This window comes from Polynucleobacter sp. (assembly GCF_030693775.1).
In the GTDB taxonomy this organism is placed as follows: Bacteria; Pseudomonadota; Gammaproteobacteria; order Burkholderiales; family Burkholderiaceae; genus Polynucleobacter.
Genome location: NZ_JAUXZY010000003.1, coordinates 34,622 through 52,621 on the forward strand (window position 1 = coordinate 34,622; position 18,000 = coordinate 52,621).

The 18,000-nt window shown below is 50.5% G+C and carries 17 protein-coding genes; 5 read left to right on the forward strand and 12 right to left on the reverse strand.

Annotated features, from left to right (window positions below; all coding sequences use genetic code 11):
* The 5 genes from Q8M75_RS01855 to Q8M75_RS01875 all read right to left on the reverse strand — a co-directional run bounded on the left by Q8M75_RS01855 (position 1) and on the right by Q8M75_RS01875 (position 5,145).
* Positions 1–1,302, reverse strand: coding sequence for an APC family permease (locus tag Q8M75_RS01855; protein WP_305485602.1), 1,302 nt, complete (start codon positions 1,300–1,302; stop codon positions 1–3).
* Between the two features lie 5 nt (positions 1,303–1,307).
* Complete coding sequence (locus Q8M75_RS01860; RefSeq protein WP_305485604.1) at positions 1,308–1,631, reverse strand: chaperone modulator CbpM; 324 nt, start codon at positions 1,629–1,631, stop codon at positions 1,308–1,310.
* A gap of 14 nt (positions 1,632–1,645) precedes the next feature.
* The gene (locus Q8M75_RS01865) at positions 1,646–2,572 is read right to left on the reverse strand and encodes a DnaJ C-terminal domain-containing protein (protein WP_305485606.1); all 927 of its coding nucleotides are present in this window, start codon (positions 2,570–2,572) and stop codon (positions 1,646–1,648) included.
* A gap of 110 nt (positions 2,573–2,682) precedes the next feature.
* Positions 2,683–4,230, reverse strand: coding sequence for a UxaA family hydrolase (locus Q8M75_RS01870; protein ID WP_305485608.1), 1,548 nt, complete (start codon positions 4,228–4,230; stop codon positions 2,683–2,685).
* Positions 4,231–4,242: 12 nt separating this feature from the next.
* Positions 4,243–5,145 carry a 3-hydroxyacyl-CoA dehydrogenase NAD-binding domain-containing protein gene (locus Q8M75_RS01875; protein ID WP_305485611.1) on the reverse strand — a complete coding sequence of 301 codons (903 nt, stop codon included), beginning with the start codon at positions 5,143–5,145 and terminating at the stop codon, positions 4,243–4,245.
* A 99-nt stretch (positions 5,146–5,244) separates the two neighbouring features.
* On the opposite strand from Q8M75_RS01875, the gene Q8M75_RS01880 reads away from it, so the two are divergent.
* Positions 5,245–6,675, forward strand: a complete 1,431-nt coding sequence (locus Q8M75_RS01880) for a TAXI family TRAP transporter solute-binding subunit (protein ID WP_305485613.1) — start codon at positions 5,245–5,247, stop codon at positions 6,673–6,675.
* A 4-nt stretch (positions 6,676–6,679) separates the two neighbouring features.
* Here Q8M75_RS01880 and Q8M75_RS01885 read toward each other — a convergent pair whose 3' ends face one another.
* Both Q8M75_RS01885 and Q8M75_RS01890 read right to left on the reverse strand, forming a co-directional pair.
* A complete protein-coding gene (locus Q8M75_RS01885; RefSeq protein ID WP_305485616.1) occupies positions 6,680–6,868 on the reverse strand; it encodes a 4-oxalocrotonate tautomerase in 189 nt (62 codons plus the stop codon).
* A 47-nt stretch (positions 6,869–6,915) separates the two neighbouring features.
* Complete coding sequence (locus Q8M75_RS01890) at positions 6,916–7,656, reverse strand: class II aldolase/adducin family protein (protein ID WP_305485619.1); 741 nt, start codon at positions 7,654–7,656, stop codon at positions 6,916–6,918.
* Between the two features lie 100 nt (positions 7,657–7,756).
* Between Q8M75_RS01890 and Q8M75_RS01895 the strand changes: the two genes are divergently transcribed.
* The gene (locus tag Q8M75_RS01895; RefSeq protein WP_305485621.1) at positions 7,757–9,151 is read left to right on the forward strand and encodes a DUF3422 domain-containing protein; all 1,395 of its coding nucleotides are present in this window, start codon (positions 7,757–7,759) and stop codon (positions 9,149–9,151) included.
* Between the two features lie 80 nt (positions 9,152–9,231).
* On the opposite strand, the gene Q8M75_RS01900 is transcribed toward Q8M75_RS01895, so the two are convergent.
* Positions 9,232–10,509 carry an NAD(P)/FAD-dependent oxidoreductase gene (locus Q8M75_RS01900; RefSeq protein ID WP_305485623.1) on the reverse strand — a complete coding sequence of 426 codons (1,278 nt, stop codon included), beginning with the start codon at positions 10,507–10,509 and terminating at the stop codon, positions 9,232–9,234.
* A 10-nt stretch (positions 10,510–10,519) separates the two neighbouring features.
* Entirely contained in the window at positions 10,520–10,867 is a 348-nt protein-coding gene (locus tag Q8M75_RS01905) for a c-type cytochrome (protein WP_305485625.1), read from the reverse strand.
* Positions 10,868–11,043: 176 nt separating this feature from the next.
* Here Q8M75_RS01905 and Q8M75_RS01910 point away from each other — a divergent pair, with 176 nt between their 5' ends.
* From Q8M75_RS01910 to Q8M75_RS01920, 3 genes are read left to right on the forward strand one after another with little or no spacing between them, the layout of a single operon-like run.
* On the forward strand, positions 11,044–12,756 hold the full coding sequence (locus tag Q8M75_RS01910; RefSeq protein ID WP_305485627.1) for a glycosyltransferase family 39 protein: 1,713 nt from the start codon (positions 11,044–11,046) through the stop codon (positions 12,754–12,756).
* Positions 12,753–13,970, forward strand: coding sequence for an exo-alpha-sialidase (locus Q8M75_RS01915; protein WP_305485931.1), 1,218 nt, complete (start codon positions 12,753–12,755; stop codon positions 13,968–13,970). Before Q8M75_RS01910 ends, Q8M75_RS01915 begins: the two co-directional genes overlap by 4 nt.
* On the forward strand, positions 13,970–14,620 hold the full coding sequence (locus Q8M75_RS01920; protein ID WP_305485629.1) for a hypothetical protein: 651 nt from the start codon (positions 13,970–13,972) through the stop codon (positions 14,618–14,620). The genes Q8M75_RS01915 and Q8M75_RS01920 overlap by 1 nt, the downstream gene beginning before the upstream one ends.
* Before the next feature lie 105 nt (positions 14,621–14,725).
* On the opposite strand, the gene Q8M75_RS01925 is transcribed toward Q8M75_RS01920, so the two are convergent.
* From Q8M75_RS01925 to Q8M75_RS01935, 3 genes are read right to left on the reverse strand one after another with little or no spacing between them, the layout of a single operon-like run.
* Complete coding sequence (locus tag Q8M75_RS01925; RefSeq protein ID WP_305485630.1) at positions 14,726–15,721, reverse strand: tripartite tricarboxylate transporter substrate-binding protein; 996 nt, start codon at positions 15,719–15,721, stop codon at positions 14,726–14,728.
* Positions 15,722–15,781: 60 nt separating this feature from the next.
* The gene (locus Q8M75_RS01930; protein WP_305485633.1) at positions 15,782–16,627 is read right to left on the reverse strand and encodes a CoA ester lyase; all 846 of its coding nucleotides are present in this window, start codon (positions 16,625–16,627) and stop codon (positions 15,782–15,784) included.
* Positions 16,628–16,632: 5 nt separating this feature from the next.
* On the reverse strand, positions 16,633–18,000 hold the full coding sequence (locus tag Q8M75_RS01935; protein ID WP_305485635.1) for an MmgE/PrpD family protein: 1,368 nt from the start codon (positions 17,998–18,000) through the stop codon (positions 16,633–16,635).

Consider the following 18,000-nt stretch of genomic DNA (forward strand, 5'->3'; position numbering starts at 1 on the left):
TTACCGTTGGCGTGGATGCCAATATCGACTGATCGACTCAATTGCAATGGAGGCGATCAGAGCCACTACCAAAGCAATCGCACTGGCTGGTGCCGTTTTCACAGTGTTGATAAACAGGGCCATGAATAAAGCCGCATTAATGGCGATGGCGCACCATAAAATGCGCGGATCAGCCCCCGTTTGCTGATGCACACGAAGGTGGCCAAATGTAACAACGGCGTATACCAATAGAAAAGCCAAACTGGCCATTTGACCTATCTCAGCCAATGGAAAGAGGAGGGCAAAAATAATCACACCGATCGAAGAGATGGTTAGTGCACGCATTTGCGTTTTGAGAACGCTATTACCTAATGCACTGGAAACCATTCTTTTTTTAGCGACATCGGCCGCAATATTAGAGGCGGCAAAAATAGTGGCATTGACGGCAGCGGCGCAGGCTAGGAGTGCAGAGATGCTGATGGCAATTTGCCCTAGCTTGCCAGCTACAAGCTGGGCGGCGTCCGCTAAAACATGCCCGTTATTCAGCTCAATTGCGCTTAAAGGCATCAGTAAAACGACGGCGCTACTCACTGCCAGATAAGCTACGGTAACCAAAATAAGAGCAGAAAACATAGCTAGGGGTAATTCGCGTTGAGGACTCTTCATTGCCGAGGATGAGTTGGTCACCACCCCAAAACCCTGAAAATTAATGTATAGAATTCCGGCGGCTACGGCAATCCCCTCGATCGAAAGGCTGCCCATGCGGAAGGCACTGAACTGGGCCTGTTCAAAGCCCATGGCAGAAAATATCAGCAAACTGATCACGACTAAACCAATTGCAAGCATCTCTGCTCGTCCCACCAGGCTAGCGCCAAGGAGATTAATGAAGGTGCAGCTCAAAATGATGCTGGCCGTGATGGCCTTTAATAGGAACGGCGATAAATCACCGCCGAAGAGGGTGTTGGCGTACTCCACAAATCCAGCTGCATAAAGTGCTGCGGCAATTAGGTAGGCAATGTACTGAAATATATTAATGCTGCCTGAAATAATTCCAGGCCCAAAGCTCATGACCGTGAAGGTTGCGGCGCCGCCACTACTGGGATAGGCTGCGCCCAGCTTAGCATAGGAGTAAATCGAAAAAGAAGCAGCTATCGCCCCTAATAGAAAAGCCAAAGGCAGGTAACTGCCGGCATGAAAACTGGCGAGTCCGAGTAATGAATAGAGTCCGGCGCCCATCATGCCACCAACGCCTAAGGCGGTAGCCGAAAATAGACTAATGTTGCTGCGTTGTTTTGTGCTGTGCTTGAGTAATTCTGGGTGCAATCGATTTAATCTCGATGAGGGTTTTGAAGCTGTAGCTGCTGTCGCAGTTGGGTGATTTCATCGAGGAGATCGAGGGCAAGGGCAACTCCCGGAGAATTCAGCTCTAAATCCCGCATTAAACGGGCTGCAGTTTTTGCCCGCCTAAGTGAGTCGCCACTAAAGCGCCAATCTTCTGGCGATGCTCCAGCTGGGCTTAATACGCCTTCGGAGACCCACGCCATGATGAGATCTTCTGGTGTCTGACTTGCTTGAGCCAATTCCACCATGGTCATATGCACATCATGTTCAACAATGCTGCCTTCAATCCAAGTAATGTGAGTTTGTGCCATGCTATTTATCCCTTTTAGTAGCTTCTCGGCTTGAAATCAAATGCACCTTGTAGTGTGCGATAGGCTTCTTTTTGCGCCTCGGTTTCTGCTTTGGGTAAAACAATGTTGGGTACAACATAGAGATCACCAGGCTCTTTACTGGGGATGCCCTTGCCTTTGAGGCGCATCTTACGGCCAGTAGCGGTACCGGCTGGAATGGTGAGCTCAAGCAAAGCGCCGGTTGGCATCGGTATATTGACAGTCGTACCTAAAGCTGCTTCCCATGGGCTCATCGGTAAATCAAAGAATACATCCTTGCCATCGACTCGGTACCTTGGATCAGGATGAATGCCGATCTCCAAATACAGATCGCCTGCTGGACCGCCACCAAAGCCAGGACCAGCTTGACCTGCCAGGCGTAAATTCTGGCCCGCACGAATACCCTGCGGAATGCTGACATCCAATTTGCGCTCTTGCATGAACAGCTGACCCTGATCATCGTAGGCTGGCATGCTTAATCCAATAGTACGTTTGGCACCTTGGTAGGCATCAATTAAATCAATCATGATCTTGGCATGCTGATCTTGGCCTTTGGCGGATCGCGCTTGCGATTGCCGCCCCGCTTGGGCGCGAGCACCTCGGCCAAACAAGGATTCAAAAAAATCGCTTTGGTCGCCGCTAAACTCGCCATCTGCAAAGCCGCCGCTATTCCAATCAGGTGGTGGGTTAAAGTCTTGCCCACTCTTCCAATTGCTGCCCATTTGATCGTAGGCCGCACGCTTCTCGGGATCTTTTAATACGGCAAATGCCTCGCCAACTTCTTTAAAGCGTTCCTCTGCACCTGATTCTTTACTGACGTCTGGGTGGTATTTGCGGGCCAGCTTGCGATAGGCTTGTTTAATCTCATCTGGGCTTGCGGTGCGGGCAACGCCGAGTGTTTCGTAATAGTCTTTGAATTTCATTAGACGAAAGCGAATCCTGTAGTGGTGTTGGAATGCGGTTTAATCCATTTTACAGATCTTTACCGCATCCGAATATAGCAATTCATAGGCCTACGCGCCATTGCTTGAGCTCAACTCATAATGCCAATTTGCCAGGGCACAAATTCGTAGTCGCCCAATCCGAGAAGTTCACTTTTGGATGGCTTGCCGGAGGCGGTTTCCAAAAAGAGTTCAAAAATACGCTGCCCCATTTCTTGTACGGAGACAGTGCCATCTAAAATTTCACCGCAATTGATATCCATGTCTTCCGTTAGACGTGAGTACATTGGCGTATTGGTGGCTAACTTGATGCAGGGCGCTGGCTTGCTGCCAAACATCGAGCCGCGGCCCGTCGTAAAGGCAATTAAATTGGCGCCGCCCGCGATCTGACCGGTAGCAGAGACAGGATCAAAACCCGGCGTATCCATAAACACGAAGCCCTTGGCGGTGACTGGCTCGGCATAGCGGTAAACCTCCATTAATGGACCTGTGCCGCCTTTCATGGATGAGCCTAAGGATTTCTCAAAAATATTGGCGAGGCCACCGATTTGATTACCTGGACTTACTTGGCCATTAATTTGGACATCACGACCAACCGAGTACTCGTCTTTCCACCAACGAATGCGCTGGATGAGTTTTTCACCAATCTCTTTGGTCGCGGCGCGGCGCGTGAGGGTATGTTCAACGCCATAAATCTCGGGCGTTTCCGAGAGAATGCCGGTGCCTCCGTGCCGTGCAAGGATATCAATCGCGGCGCCCAGGGCTGGATTGGCGGTGATGGATGAAAAACCATCTGAGCCGCCGCACTGCAGACCAACGCATAAATGACTTGCCGAGACGGTTTCACGCTTTACCTTATTAGCATTGGGTAAGAGAGCTTTAACCGCTTCAATGCCGGCTTCAATGGTTTTGCGGGTACCTCCACTTTCTTGCATGATGAAGGTATGCAAAGTGGATCCTTCTTTAAGATCTTCTTGCTCCATTAAGCCTTTGAGCTGGTTGCGTTCACAGCCCAGTCCAATCACCAAAGCAGCAGCGAGGTTGGGGTGTTTGGCATAACCAGCCATAGTGCGACGAAGTAATTGCATTGGCTCGCCCGTCATTTCCATGCCGCACCCAATCGAGTGACTAAAGGCAACGACGCCATCCACATTGGGATACTCGGCTAAACGCTCAGGCGTAAACCATTCAGCAATCTTATTCACCACCGTCGCTGAGCAATTGACCGTGGACAAAATACCAATGAAATTCCGCGTACCCACTTTGCCATTAGCACGTACGTAGCCCTGGAAGGTGGCGCGCTCGGATTCTGGTAATAGAACGGTGGGTTTAAATTCGCTGGCGTAGGCGTAGTCCCGATCAAACTCCTTGAAGTCAGTATTGTGGCCGTGCACCATGGTGCCAGGCTCGATGTCCACATTCGCAAAGCCAACCGTGACGTTGTACTTCAGTATGGGCTCACCTTTCTTGATTGGCCGCGCCGCAATTTTGTAACCCGCCGGTACTTGGCTACGGCTAGTGAAGTGTTCGCTTGCTACTTCGGTACCAATGCCCACATCGACCCGAGCAACAACGACGTTATCGTTAGGATGTAAACGAATAACAGGGCCAATGAGGCGCTTTTCTGAGATTTCAATCATAGTGTTAGTACCTTATTCCATTTGCAAAACATCAAATGCTGCTTTCAGTCTTCGTGTGTATTGTTCGTTTACGGCCTTGCTTTCTTTCGGGCTCCATTTCCGAAAGCCTTCTCCCGCTTTGATGCCGGTCTTGCCCTCTGCCATTAGCTTCGCTAAGCTGGGCGGAATTGCGTCAATATTAGAGAGGGATGGGTAGATTTCCTTGGCGGCATTAGCCATTCCATCCCATCCCGAGATTTCTTTCTGAGTCATTGGGCCAACTGCCGCATAACGAAAGCCAAAGCTATAACGCACGGCATCGTCAATATCATCCGGCGTTGCAATGCCTGCGTCTACTAGGGCGAGTGCCTCGCGCATGAGTGCGTGCTGAATCCGGTTGGCCAAAAAGCCGGGAATGTCACGCTTTACCAATACTGGTTTTTTTTGAATCGATTTATATAGTGCACACACCTGCTCTGCCAGTAGGGGGTCTGTTTTTTCGCCCATTACTATCTCAACCAAGGGAACAATATCCGCCGGCATAAAGTAGTGCGCCCCCATCATCCGAGAAGCAGTGGGAAGGCCCTCGGCAATCTTGCTAATGGGGAAGCCCGAGCTATTGCTACCAATTGGAATGCCGGTAGGTACGCGCGCATCCAATGCCTTAAAAATCGTCTGCTTAATGGCTAGGTTTTCGGTAACGGTTTCTATTACCCAAATGCAGTTATCCCATGCATCCCAGGCCTCTATTAATCCAGTCTGATGCTGCATATTTGGCTGCCCAACACCCTGAGCCAAGGAAACCGCCTTTGTGAGGCAGGAGTTGGCTTTTTCTAAAGTCCGGCCCAAAATGACCACAGAATATTGCTGAGCAATGAATCCAGCTGCAATGCCAGCCGCCATTGTCCCGGTGCCTATAACGACGATCTTTGGCATGCTGCCCCTTTTTTGGTGATGTCTTTTTCTGCACAAATAGCCAATATGCAAATAAGATCATTATTATGATGTTTACCTATTTTAATAGACTGGTTGTACATGAGTAGCGTAAAAGAAGACGTAAAAGACACCTGGCTTGGATTCTGTGAAGCGGCGCAGGATAGGTGGGGTAATTTCGTTCAGTTTCTGCGTGAAACGTGGCCATTGCTATTGTTGTTGTTTGCCGGATTAATGTTGGTGTGGTGGCTAGCAGACCCACCCCCGCCCAAGCGGATTGTGATGGCGACCGGCACCGAGGGTGGCTCGTATCAGATGCTGGCTAAAAAGTACGTCGACTACTTTGCAAAAAAAGGCATCACTATAGAACTCGTTCCGTCTCGCGGCGCTCAAGAAAATATCGCGCGGCTGAGTGACCGCAAAGACCCTGTTCAGGCGGGGTTTGTTCAGGCAGGCATTTATAACCCCACCGGTATAGCCGGCATCATATCGCTGGGTAGCGTTGCCTATGAGCCGATTTGGTTTTTTTACCGAGGGCCGGCGCTAGAGGCATCTCATTTTCATTTTCAGGGAGATCGTTTAAAGAAACTCTTAAGCATGAAGACCTCGATTGGGGATGTGGGTAGCGGAACGCATAGTCAAGCACTTCATATTTTGAAGGCAGCGGGTTTAGAGCAATACATCCCTCAATTTTTGACCTTATCTTCGGCGGATGGAGTCAATGCTTTATTACGCGGGGAGATCGATGTGCTTTTCTTAGTCGATCAACTCGAGTCACCTAATATTCAAAAATTATTGAGTGATCCCAAGCTGAATTTAATTGGCTTTAATCGTGCTGAAGCCTATACCCGCATATTGCCTTACCTCGAAATTCTGACGGTACCCACGGCAAGCTTTAGTTTGGTTCGTGATTTTCCACCGCAGACCATTCAATTGTTATCCACTACAACACAGCTATTGGTCGATGACCGAATGCATCCAGCCTTGCAGTACCTATTCCTAGAGGCTGCTGAGGCCATTAATGGGAAGCAATCTTTTTTTGCTAAACGTGGCGAGTTTCCTAAATTTAATCGTTCTGCATTTCCAGAGAGCCCCGTTGCTGCTCGTTTTGAAAAGAGTGGCGCTCCACCGATCATGAACTACCTGCCATTCTGGGTAGCTGAATTTATTCATCGGATGTTCATTCTGATCGTCCCATTTTTGGCATTTGCCTATCCGATTGTTTCTAGCTTACCGAATTATCGGTACAAGCGCGTGCAAGCTCGGATTAATAAAATGTACGGCGCTCTATGGACTTTTGAGCAAGAGTTAGCGGCTAACTTTGATCCAGATCAATGCGGTGTATATCTTAGCAAGATCAATCAAATGGAAGCCGATGCGCTCAGCATAAAGGTGCCTAAAAAATTGGCCAGCGACTATTACAGCCTACGCAGCAGCATGGATTATGTGCGTAATTGCCTCATCCGCGGTGAGCGCCCTTACCTTGCTACTGAGAGGGCTGCGTCATCCACTAAGACAGACGCGCAGCTGTAAGACACTACTTTTTATCACTCCATAAAGCCCCGCCGCTGGCCCAATTGTCTTTGGTGACATCCGTCAAGATGATGTCAACGGACTCGGCTGAACAGTTGAGTGTTTCGCAGGTGACGCGCGTGACCGCTTCTACGAATTGACGTTTTTGCTCATGGGTGCGACCAGCAAATAATTGCACATTAATGGTGGGCATGGGATTTTCCTTTCAGGTAAAAAATCGGATTAAAACATCGCTTGCATTTACTCTTTATAACTGGGATCAATTCGGTCTAATTTGCGCAGCAAGGCAGGCCACTCGAGGACGCCTTCTTCTACTCCAAAATCGTGCAGATCGGCTGCCGCTTTTTCAATAATCCGAGGGCCCGGCATGATCAGGTTGGGACTGCTGAGTGCTGCCACTTGAATTTCACAGGCCTTAATCAGGGTGGCCATCACCACATATGCTTCAGCAATCGTGCGGCCTACCGTAAGCGTGCCATGGTTACGCAGTAGCATGGCGGGGTGATTTCCCAGGTTGGTAACTAAACGTACCCCTTCAGATTCAGTCAGTGCCAGACCCTCATAATCATGGTAGCCGAGGTGCCCCATAAAGCGAATGGCGTGCTGCGATAAGGGCAGCAGACCATCACGCTGAGCGGAGACCGCGATGCCGGCGGTGTTATGCAAATGCATCACGCATTGAGCATCGGCGCGGGCGCGGTGGATGGCGCCATGAATCGCAAAGCCGCTTGGGTTTACCATGCCAGATTGACCAGGAAGTAATTCCCCTTGCACATTGACTTTGAGCAAACTCGAAGCCGTAATCTCGTCAAACTGCATCCCGAAAGGATTAATCAGGTAGTGATCGGGCTCCCCTGGAATGGCTGCCGAAATATGTGTATAAATCAGATCATCCCACTGATTGAGTGCGCATAAGCGATAACATGCCGCCAAATGAATGCGGGCTATCTGCTCTGAATTAAAGGTGCGATCAGCTGACATACGGTTTTCAGGTTTTGAGGGGCAAATGAAGTTCTATTTTATAGGGGCGCCTTATTTTGCCGCCTGCTACTGCTTTTGGGTCAAAATTTAGCGGTATCATTTGAGAATTCAATACGACCATGAACGGGATGTGCGCAACATGAAACCCTATGATCACCCCTTACGGCAGGTGCTGCACGAAGAAGTGCATTCTAGGCCGCCCGTAGCGCAGTGGCCAAAAGAGCGTATTTTGTCGCAGGCATTCTTACTGGATGCACAGTCACGTCAGTTGCAAACCAATTGGATCGAATGCCTCTCTAAAGCTTTTCAAAGCAAAGGCAATGCGAGTCAAGATCACTTCTTTCGATCAATCGAGTTATCTGCCGCCCCGGAGCGCATCATCATTAAGTGGGAGCTGCATGGCGAGTTTGCGACCATTGCTGCGATTGTTCAGCAAAGTGCTCCAGTAGATAAGCCGCTCATTCAAACCCGCCACGCTATTTTGGATCGCCTCAATGCGGTATTGCAAAAAATGGCTTGCCCATCGATTGAGGCAGCAGGTGGCCAGCGGATTGCCGCAATTGATATTGCGTTTGAGGATCGCAGCCTATTTAATGATGCAGAAGAGGTGTCTGCCATTTTTAATGGCAATACCCTGCTGGGTAGCTACATCATGTCGAATCGGCGGGCGCAGCTTTGGACTGACCTCAACTTAAATGAGGATGGATTTATTTCGTATTACGTGCCGCACAATACTTTAGGCTCGCGTCAAGCTGGCCGGGTAGCGCGCCGCATTACAGAAGTCGAAACTTACCGCATGGCAGCGATGCTGGCCTTCCCAGTAGCCAAGGGACTGTCCTTGCCTCTGCGTAATGCTGAGTCCGATTTGGCGCAGATGTCAAAAGAAATTGCCTTGCTGCAAACAGATACCGGCATTCAACTGAAAAAGAATGGTGAATTTTTAGCGGAACTCTCTCAACTTGCATCGAAGACGGAGCAATGGATTTCGGAGTTTGGCCTGCGCTTTACGGCTGCAGAAGCCTACAGTCAGCTAGTGAATAAAAATCTAGCTGAGCTGCATGAAGAAGCCATTCCTGGTATTCAGACCTTGGTGGAGTTTATGGATCGGCGCTTTCAGCCGGCTATGGGTACCTGCTTGTGGACCCAGCGCCGCCTCAAAGAATTATCGGATCGCGTATCCAGAACAACCCAAACCCTACGTACACGAATTGAGTTCGTTAATGAAGAGCAAACGCAGGCGTTGTTAGCTAGTATGGATAAGCGGGCAAAACTGCAATTGCGTATGCAGGAGACAGTCGATAGCTTGTCGGTGCTGGTCCTCACCTATTACTTGGTTGGTCTTCTGTTCTATGTTGCCAAAGGCGGCAAAGAAGCGGGCTTGCCAATTTATCCTGAGATTACCGCCGCCATTGCTGCGCCGATTGTGGCAGCAGCGTTTTTTGTTATTAGTAAACGCCGCCGGGCGCGTAATGCGCGTAATGCCATCTCGTCTTAACGCTGGCTGCACCGAATAAAAAAGGAGCTTACGAATAAGCTCCTTTTTTACGTCCGGCATAGTGCCGGCTAAGACCAGGATTACGCTAAGCTATCTGCCCAGATGTTACGTGCCCAGCCCCAGGCGTAGACGCCTTCGAGCGAGGTAGGCTCACTGGAAAGTCCGCCAGAGCCTGGAACGGTTCTGAAGGTTTTCTCGGCAGCGTTGTACTGGTGTACGCTAGCGACGTGAACCACTTCCCTGGCATTCACAAAGCTATAGCAGGTATTGGTGAGAACCGGTGCTGGATTGACTTCCCAGCCGCTGAGCTCAGCAACAATTGCGGCAGCGGTTACTTTGGCATGCTGGTTTGCCATGTGGCCAGATTTTGGCATGAGGGGCGCAACCTGAATCGCATCACCAATCACGTGGACATTCTTCGCGGCGGTTGATTCAAAGTTAATGTAGTTCACATTAGCCCAGCGTCCGTTGGAGTTGGCGATACCTGATTTAACCGCGACATCGCCGGCACGCATTGCGGGAAGAATATTTAAGACGTCAGCCTTCACATCGTCTTGCACATCAAACTTGATGGTTTTGGTTTTCGCATCGACTGCGACCGCATTGTGCTTCGGACGATATTCGATCATGCCAGGGTACTGCTCAGCCCATACCTTCTTGAAGAGGCCGCCTTTAGAGGTTACATCCTGGTTGGCATCCAAAATCAATACCTTGCCTTTCGGGTTGTTGGCCTTCAAGTAGGAGGCTACCTGGCAAGCGCGCTCGTAGGGGCCAGGAGGGCAGCGATAGGGCGCTTCAGGAATGGTGATGGCAAACACACCGCCTTCGCGCATCGCAGCGATTTGATTGTGTAGGGCCACAGTCTCGGGGCCGGCTTTCCAGGCCTGCAAAGTTACTCCAGCTTGATTCGCTTGCGCTAAACCTTGAACGCTATCCATCATCAAGCCAATTCCGGGTGAGAGGACCACTTTATCAAAACGCATGGATTTACCGGAAGCCAGTTGTACGGTTTGCTTTGCGGCGTCAATATTGATCACGCTATCTTTGATGATCTTAATGCCATGGCGTTTGCTCAGGCCATCATAGGAAACCGTTAATTCTGAAAGCTTGCGCGAGCCACCCACAACAAGGTTGGACATCGGGCAGGAGATAAATTCAGGATTAGGTTCAATGATGGTGACGCGTGCGGTGTTATTCGAGAATAAGCGCAGGTACTTTGCTGCCGTAGCACCACCGTAACCGCCGCCAATCACGAGGATCTCGGCTTTTTGTAAATTGGCTGCACGGGCGGGGCCGGATAAACCGGTCAGTAAACCCAGGGCTGCAGCACTTTGACCCATAAAATGTCGACGATTCATAGTCATCTCCTTATTTCTTGCCAAGCTGGTTGGCAATGATTTGCAATTGTTCGTCGGTATAGCCCTTCGCCAGCTGATGCATGATGGTGCCCTCCCGTGCGCCGGACTTATAGGCCTTCATCGTGGTCAGTATCTGCTCGCTAGTGAGGTTATTAATCAGCGGCATGCCTGCCTCTGGTACGCCTTTGCCATCCGTGCCATGGCAGTTGGCGCAGGTGGCTGCAAGGCTACGGTGATATAGCTTGGTGGCGTCGGCATTTTGCGCGGCAGCGAATAGGCTGACCTGCGACAAACCTAAAAAGACCGCCAATCCTAAGCTTAGTTTGCGTAGGGTAATGTGCATTTGAATGCTCTCCATTAATTATGTTTAAAACAACTGCTCTTTCTATCGAGATTGCTATCTTAGTAGCAATCAAGGGTTAAAAAACGCTTTCCATAGACTGTTTTTTTATATTGTTGCAACTAATTAATCTAAGCGCCTGCAGGTTTACCCTAATTTATAGGAGATTTTTCTAAGCCTTATAAAATGGTGGGATGCGTAGCCAGACCCACTTCCGTTTTCTGCTTCTGATTCTGGCCTTAGCAATCCTGACCTATTGTTTTGCCCTCGATAGCCGCTTTGCCCCAAAAAATGGCGATGAGTATGTATACATGCATATTGCCCGCATTACGGCGGACTTGGGGCAATGGCTACCTTTGCAATCCGAGATGGAGGCGATGCGCAATACTAAGCCGCCGCTGATCTTTTGGCAGGGGATAACCAGCACTGACTGGGCTACCAACTGGGGCTTGCTGGAGTTACGTTGGCCCAGCGTTTTGTATACCGGCTTAACAGCACTCTTTCTGTTCTTGGCAGTAGGGCGCTTTTCTGGGAATGCCCAGACCGGCTTACTTGCCGCTCTCGTTTGGCTGTCTTTCTTTGCAAGCTATCGCTATGGGCGTCCTTATCTCACTGATCCGCCCGAAGTCTTTTTCTTGAGCCTGCCATTTTTTGCATTGCTCTATTGGGGGCGCGCCGCATTTGACTCGCGCATCCTCTTTCCACTATTCGCTGCAATCAGTATCGGCTTGGGGCTCTTGTATAAATCCTTTGCCTACGTATTGCCCGCCTGCTTTGCATTACTGCTTTGGTACGGGCGCTGGAGGCAGTGGCGTCTGATCGAGGTGCTCAAGCGCGATGTGTATAAGCTCATCGTGATTGGTTTGCTGTCGCTGGGTATTTTTGGCTTGTGGTTTGCGCTAGATCCGAACCCAGAAGCGATTTGGCGTGAGTTTGTTTTGGGTGAGAACGCAGGAAAGTTTGGTGCGCGTACTAGCAATTACTTTTTGGACTTGATTCGCGGCGGTGACAGTATTTGGCTCTTACTCCTGACAACCGTCGGCAATGCTGGCCTATTTGCTTTTGTGTTGCTATCGCTGGGCTGGCAATCGTGGCGTGAACGCGCTGTTACCGATATCGAAGAGCGTCTATTGTGGCTCTTGGTCCTTGCCTTTGTGATTGTATTTAGCCTGCCGAGCCAGCGCTCAGGTCGCTATCTGCTGCCCATCATGCCAGCTCTTGCTGCATTAATTGCGCTGCATTGGCAGCGCTTGCCCTTGTGGGGATTTCGGTTTGCGCTAGTACTCCAGCTTATTGTCTTGCTGGCGCTTACTTGGGTCAGCATTCATCTGGAGGGCGGCGACTGGGCCAGCCCACTGCTTTGGCAATACTCGGTTTGGCATTGGTTATTGCTCAGTTCGGGAATAGCCCTAGTGATATGGGGATTTATCCAGACCAACACAACAAAGCTCATGGCATTAGCCACATGCTTCATTTGTTACTTGGCTCTGAATACTGGACTGGCTCCACTCGAAGGACAAATTGGCCGTTACGATGCAGAGACGATTGCTCGCGTGCAGGATAAGTTAGTTGCGGTGCCCTGTGATTTTCGGTCCAAAGATGAGGAATACCGACTGTTATTGCCGGGCGCGCGTTTACAGGGTTATCCAGCCGGCGAAGCAGCTAATGGGATTGACTTAGCTAAACGGTATCCCTATTTCACGGCCTATGCAGCGCTAGGTGCGCCACCTGCATTCTGTGATGATTGTCAAATATTGGGTAAGCGTATGGAGATGCGCGCACGCCATACTCAAGCGGAGATTTTGGCCATCATTCGCGGTGAAATGGGACAATACCTTTTCGTGAACGAATACCTTATTTACTCCCCATCAGCTGTCGCAGTCGCCTCACCGGATGCTTGCCGATGATGCGCATTGCGAGTCTATGCATCGTAGCCTTGGCTGGTGTTGCAGGTTACCTTCAGATCGAAAGTCGGCTGCCATGGAGCCCATTTGCAATCCCAGCAGTACTGGAATCTGAATTGCAGGTAGCCGAACCGGCCCCGGTAGTCGTCGGGAAAAAAGCACAAGCGACTGCGCAAGTCAGCGTGCCTGAGCCGCGTGCCCAATTTATTCCAGAGACTGCGGCGCCGTCGGTGCATGCCGGCTCTGCAATTCTTTTAAATGATGGCAATCTGCGTGCATTTTGGTTTGCTGGGTCCAGAGAGGGGGCGACCGATGTCGTCATTCAAACCGCTGTATTTGATATCAAGGCCGGCAGTTGGTCTAGCCCTGAAGTGGTGATTGACCGAGTTAGCGCTGAGAAGGGCCTGTCGCGCTACATTAAAAAACTGGGTAACCCATTGCCAGTACGTTCAAGCCAAGGCACATTGCAACTGTACTTTGTGACGGTTTCAGTCGGTGGCTGGGCTGGTAGCTCAATCAGCTGGATGGAATCCAATGATGAAGGCATCAGCTGGTCACGCCCACAGCGCCTCATCACTTCGCCTGCACTGAATTTAAGTTCCTTGATCAAGGCTCCTGGATTTGATTTTACCGACGGCACCTTAGGTTTGCCGGTATATCACGAGTGGATGGGTAAGTTTGGAGAGCTCATTCGGGTAGATGGTGGGCGCGTGATCGATAAGCGCCGCATGAGTTCGGGCCGCGCCTTATTGCAACCCATCGTCTTTATTGATGCCCCTGAAAAAGCCGTAGCCTACTTTCGTCAGGCAAGATCTGCAGGCCCACCCCGTATTGCCAGTGCGCTAACCGAAAGCGCCGGTCAATCCTGGGTGAGTGGACCTGATTTGGATTTAGCCAATCCCAATGCAGCAATCGCAGGGCTGCAACTCGCTAACGGCGATCGTCTGATTGCGCTAAATGATTTGGAGTCTGCGCGCCATCGCCTTGTATTGGCGATAGCGCCTGCCGGAACCAACAACTGGAATGTGATTGCAGAATTGGAGAGCGATCAAACCATGACTAATGGCCTCTACCGAGAGTTTTCCTATCCCTCTTTATTACTGGGCGCAAATGGGGAAGTCCATCTTATCTATACCTACGATCGCAAAAAGATGAAGCACATTCAGTTTGATCCACGCTGGATTGAGAGCAAGAAGAATTCGAAGGGGAGTTCCTAATGCTTCCCAATCCAGTAGTACAAGTGACTTCCTTGATTGAGATTGCTATCAGCTCTGCAATCCTATTGGCATGGCTTGCGCAGGCATTGTTTTTTAAAGAAGATGGCAGCGGACGGATAGTAGCCCTTCGAGTGCTTGTTTGTTTTGTACTGGCTAATCTATTGTTCTGGCCGCTATTCACCCTATTCACACCACTGGAGCTGCCCCTGGCCGCCTATGTAAGGGGCTTTACGGGCGAGCTGAGCATTACCTCGATGCTGCTCTTGTGGACGGCTTATTTTTCGCCAAAAGAAATCCATGTGCCTGTAGTAATGAAGGCGTGGATTGCGGTGGTTGCGATTGCTTTTTATCCGCTTGCTTTAGGAGTAAGCATGCTTGATCCCTACGCTTGGGGATATGGCTCAATTACCTTATTGGCCGCTGTGATTGCTACGGCCTTGATTGCATGGATCGCCGGATCCAATCGCATTGCGATTATTTTGGCCGTGGCTATTTTGGCGTGGGCAGCAGGGTGGCATGAGTCTGCCAATCTATGGGACTACATCCTGGATCCATTCTTAGGCTTATGGGCGATTGCTTTACTGATTCGATCAAGTTGGCGGGCGCGTGCTGCACGTGCACAAGCCGGATACCTCTTTCGTAAGGGCTAGGCTTACTGACGTAACGACACTTACTGAAGGGTATAAAAAAACCAGCGACGTATCGCTGGTTTTTGCTTTTATTCCGCGGAATCAATTCCGCTGACTAGATAAGGCTTAGTCTGGAATATTGGCTTTACGAATTACAGGACCCCATTTGTTGATCTCATTATCGAGGTGGGTCTTCAGTCCATTCGCACTGACTTTGTCCATTGAAACGATGTCAATGTTGGAGTCAGCTAAACGCTTCTTCACATCTGGATCGTTCAAGGCTGCTTTGAGGGCAGTATTGAGTTTGGCTTGAATGGCTTGTGGAACATTCTTTGGTGTATAAAGACCGTGCCATACCTTCACTTCAAAGCCTTTTAAGCCTTCTTGATCCAAGGTAGGAACGTTAGGCAATGCAGACAAACGCTTTGGTGTGGTGGTGCCATACACCTTCACGCGATTGTCTTTAACAACACCAATCGTTTGGGTGGTTTGGTCACACAGTAGGTCCACTTGGCCGCCCATGAGGTCGGTTAATGCAGGGCCAGTACCTTTGTAAGGAACATTGGTTAAGCGAACACCCAAACGGCTCTGAAACAGGAGGCCGCACAACTGCGATACCGCGCCAGGTCCGGCATTGGCCATGGTTACTTTATTACCGTTGGCTTTGATGTAAGCCTCGAGTTCTTTAAAGTTATTGGGTGGGAAATTCTTACGCGCAAGCATCAGCATTGGCACATCTACAACTTGACCGATGTATTCAAAATCGACGAGTGGATCGTATGGCAACTTGTCGTATAGGGCCTGTGCTGTAGCCATACCCATGTGGTGCAGATAAATGGTGTAACCGTCTGGTGTAGCACGTGCTACTTTGGCAGATGCAACGGTACCGCCGGCGCCAGGTGCATTCTCAACCACCACGGTGGTGCCCAATGATTTGCCCATTGGAATGGCGATTAGGCGTGCCACGGTATCAGTTGGGCCGCCCGCCGCAAACGGAACGATCAGCGAAATCGGCTTATTGTTGGGCCAGTTTGCTTGTGCAGTAGCAGTATTGCTTGCAATTAAGGCACTGGCGCTGATGATGGCAGCAAATCCAGCTAATACGGTTTTCTTCAATTTCATTACGGTCTCCAGTTTTTTTAAAGCCCTGTGATTTTGCCATTTTTGGCGTCTAGCGGGGCATTAGTGTTTACCAGCAAGCACCAATAGACGTTTGGCCAAAAGTACTACGGGACGGTCAATCATACGGCCGTTTAGCTTGACTACCCCACCTTTCGAGGCTTTATCGGCTTCTATCACTTGATTTGCCCAGTGCAGCTCATCCCCGGTGGGTGTAAATGCCTTAGAAACAATGGGGACTTGTGCCGGGTGGATACAGAGCTTTGCACCAAAGCCAAGCCTTTTCCCCCGCATTGCATCGTCAGAAATGCGGTCGATGTCATCGGTTGCGGTAGTAACACCGTCCACTGGCGGGGCTATTTCGGCCAGGCGCGAAGCCAAGACCAGCTGAAAGCGCGCTACTTGTAATTCCGTTTCTTGTGCATCGCACACCATACCCAGGTCGGCTTGCAAATCAATATTGCCGAGTGCCAGGCGAATCACTTGCTGCGCATTCGCGATGGAATCAATTTGTTGCAGTCCGCGTGCCGTTTCAATCATAGGGATGATGGCGGTAGTGGGTAAAACCTCTGCCGCACCATTGATCTGGTCATGCGATTCGCTTTTGGGAATCAGTAAGCAAGCGATCGCCAGTTCTTCTGCCAAGATTAAGTCTTCACCGTAAAAGCGTGTGCCGGGTGCATTCGAGCGAATGACGATGCGCTGGCGTTGCTCAGCCGAAAAACTAGACCAGGCCTGCCGAATAGCCGAGCGTGCCGCCGCTTTGTCTTCTTCAGCCACTGCATCTTCTAAATCAATGATGATGGCGTGGGCGCCGCTATTCAGGGCTTTTGCAAATCGCTCGGGCCGATTACCCGGAACAAATAAGAAAGTGCTGGCATAGCCAATGGGATTGTCAATCGGGTTCATGGCGTTCATGTTGGTGTGCTCAGTAAAAAACCGACTTTCGTTTGATTGCGGATATTCCACAGTGCATCGATGGCATTCGTCATCTCAAGCGGGGTAGCGCCGCCACTGAAGGCCGCTAAGCGCAGTGCCTTATCGGTAATCTCAGTACGCGTTAGCGTATTGCCAGGGTCACCCTTAGGCTCATCTACACGACCATGCAATTGGCGACCATCTTTCAGAGTGACGGTTACCTTGCCAATCCAGCGCTTAGGGTAGGCGGCATCGATCTCAGGATCGAGTTTCATCGTCACCCGATCGCGCAAAGCACAGATTTCTGGATCGCTAAAGTGATCAGCAAATTCTTGGAGGCCCGCAAATTGATAATGCGCAATGATGGCCAGCACCGTACCCATTGAGAATTTCGATTGATGCACGGTCGTGGGATGGGTAACGGGCCCCAAGACATCAATCGCCCCTTGATGGACATGCGTCACAATGCGATCAATGTCGTGCGCCTGAATATGATTCGATTGCATTGTGTACAACAGCGCATCGGCAGCGGGATGAGTGTGACGGCAAGAGGCATGGTACTTAAAACTCGTTTCTGCACTAGCCCAGCGCGTGCCGAGGCGATCAACTAAATAACTTGGATCGGCATCACTCGACATGCCAGCAGCCAAACCTTGTTTGCCTTCCAGAATGTGCTGCGCCCCAGTAAATCCATCACGGGCCAAATAAGCAGCCATCAATCCCGTTCCGGCAGCATGCGCGGTATGCAATTGTTTTGAGTCGGCAGCGTCGCGCAAGAATTCCCAAAGGCCAGCAGATTGCGTTCCGGCAGAACCAAATGCATGCAGCATGTGCTCTGGGCTGAGTTTTAGAAGATGACCTACTGCAGCAGCAGATGCTAAGGAGCCGGCAGTGCCCGTCGTATGAAATGTTTTGTAATGCGAGCGCCCCAAAAACTCGCCCACACGAATGCCCACTTCATAACCAACTATCGCAGCTGTCAAAAACTCCGTTCCCGAACGACCCAGCGCCTGAGCGCAGGCCAGGGCAGGCGAGAACACGACGGTCGCTGGATGAAATACCGAACTATTGTGTAAATCGTCTTGCTCAACCACATGGGATGCTGCAGCATTGGACATCGCCGCCAAATAAGGGCTACTGCTACTGCGGTGAACGAGGATTTCCGATGGGCCGTTCGTTGGCCCCATTTGCTCGGCAAACCGGGTCAGGATTTCAACCGGGGTAGCACCTTTGCCGGCGACGGCAGAGCCAAACCAATCCACCAGCAAGTCTTCGCCGCGGCGCATAACGTCCTCGGGAATATCTGCTGGCTTGAGTGTTGCGGCAAAGTCGGCTAAGACCTTCGAATAATGAATCGTACCCAT

Coding starts and splice junctions, on each gene's coding strand:
- Q8M75_RS01885 (WP_305485616.1), bottom strand. CDS start 6,868: ATGCCCACCATTAATGTGCAATTATTTGCTGGTCGCACCCATGAGCAA.
- Q8M75_RS01915 (WP_305485931.1), top strand. CDS start 12,753: ATGATGCGCATTGCGAGTCTATGCATCGTAGCCTTGGCTGGTGTTGCA.
- Q8M75_RS01905 (WP_305485625.1), bottom strand. CDS start 10,867: ATGGAGAGCATTCAAATGCACATTACCCTACGCAAACTAAGCTTAGGA.
- Q8M75_RS01930 (WP_305485633.1), bottom strand. CDS start 16,627: ATGAACCCGATTGACAATCCCATTGGCTATGCCAGCACTTTCTTATTT.
- Q8M75_RS01910 (WP_305485627.1), top strand. CDS start 11,044: ATGCGTAGCCAGACCCACTTCCGTTTTCTGCTTCTGATTCTGGCCTTA.
- Q8M75_RS01875 (WP_305485611.1), bottom strand. CDS start 5,145: ATGCCAAAGATCGTCGTTATAGGCACCGGGACAATGGCGGCTGGCATT.
- Q8M75_RS01865 (WP_305485606.1), bottom strand. CDS start 2,572: ATGAAATTCAAAGACTATTACGAAACACTCGGCGTTGCCCGCACCGCA.
- Q8M75_RS01920 (WP_305485629.1), top strand. CDS start 13,970: ATGCTTCCCAATCCAGTAGTACAAGTGACTTCCTTGATTGAGATTGCT.
- Q8M75_RS01860 (WP_305485604.1), bottom strand. CDS start 1,631: ATGGCACAAACTCACATTACTTGGATTGAAGGCAGCATTGTTGAACAT.
- Q8M75_RS01935 (WP_305485635.1), bottom strand. CDS start 18,000: ATGGGTACGATTCATTATTCGAAGGTCTTAGCCGACTTTGCCGCAACA.
- Q8M75_RS01870 (WP_305485608.1), bottom strand. CDS start 4,230: ATGATTGAAATCTCAGAAAAGCGCCTCATTGGCCCTGTTATTCGTTTA.
- Q8M75_RS01880 (WP_305485613.1), top strand. CDS start 5,245: ATGAGTAGCGTAAAAGAAGACGTAAAAGACACCTGGCTTGGATTCTGT.
- Q8M75_RS01890 (WP_305485619.1), bottom strand. CDS start 7,656: ATGTCAGCTGATCGCACCTTTAATTCAGAGCAGATAGCCCGCATTCAT.
- Q8M75_RS01925 (WP_305485630.1), bottom strand. CDS start 15,721: ATGAAATTGAAGAAAACCGTATTAGCTGGATTTGCTGCCATCATCAGC.
- Q8M75_RS01900 (WP_305485623.1), bottom strand. CDS start 10,509: ATGAATCGTCGACATTTTATGGGTCAAAGTGCTGCAGCCCTGGGTTTA.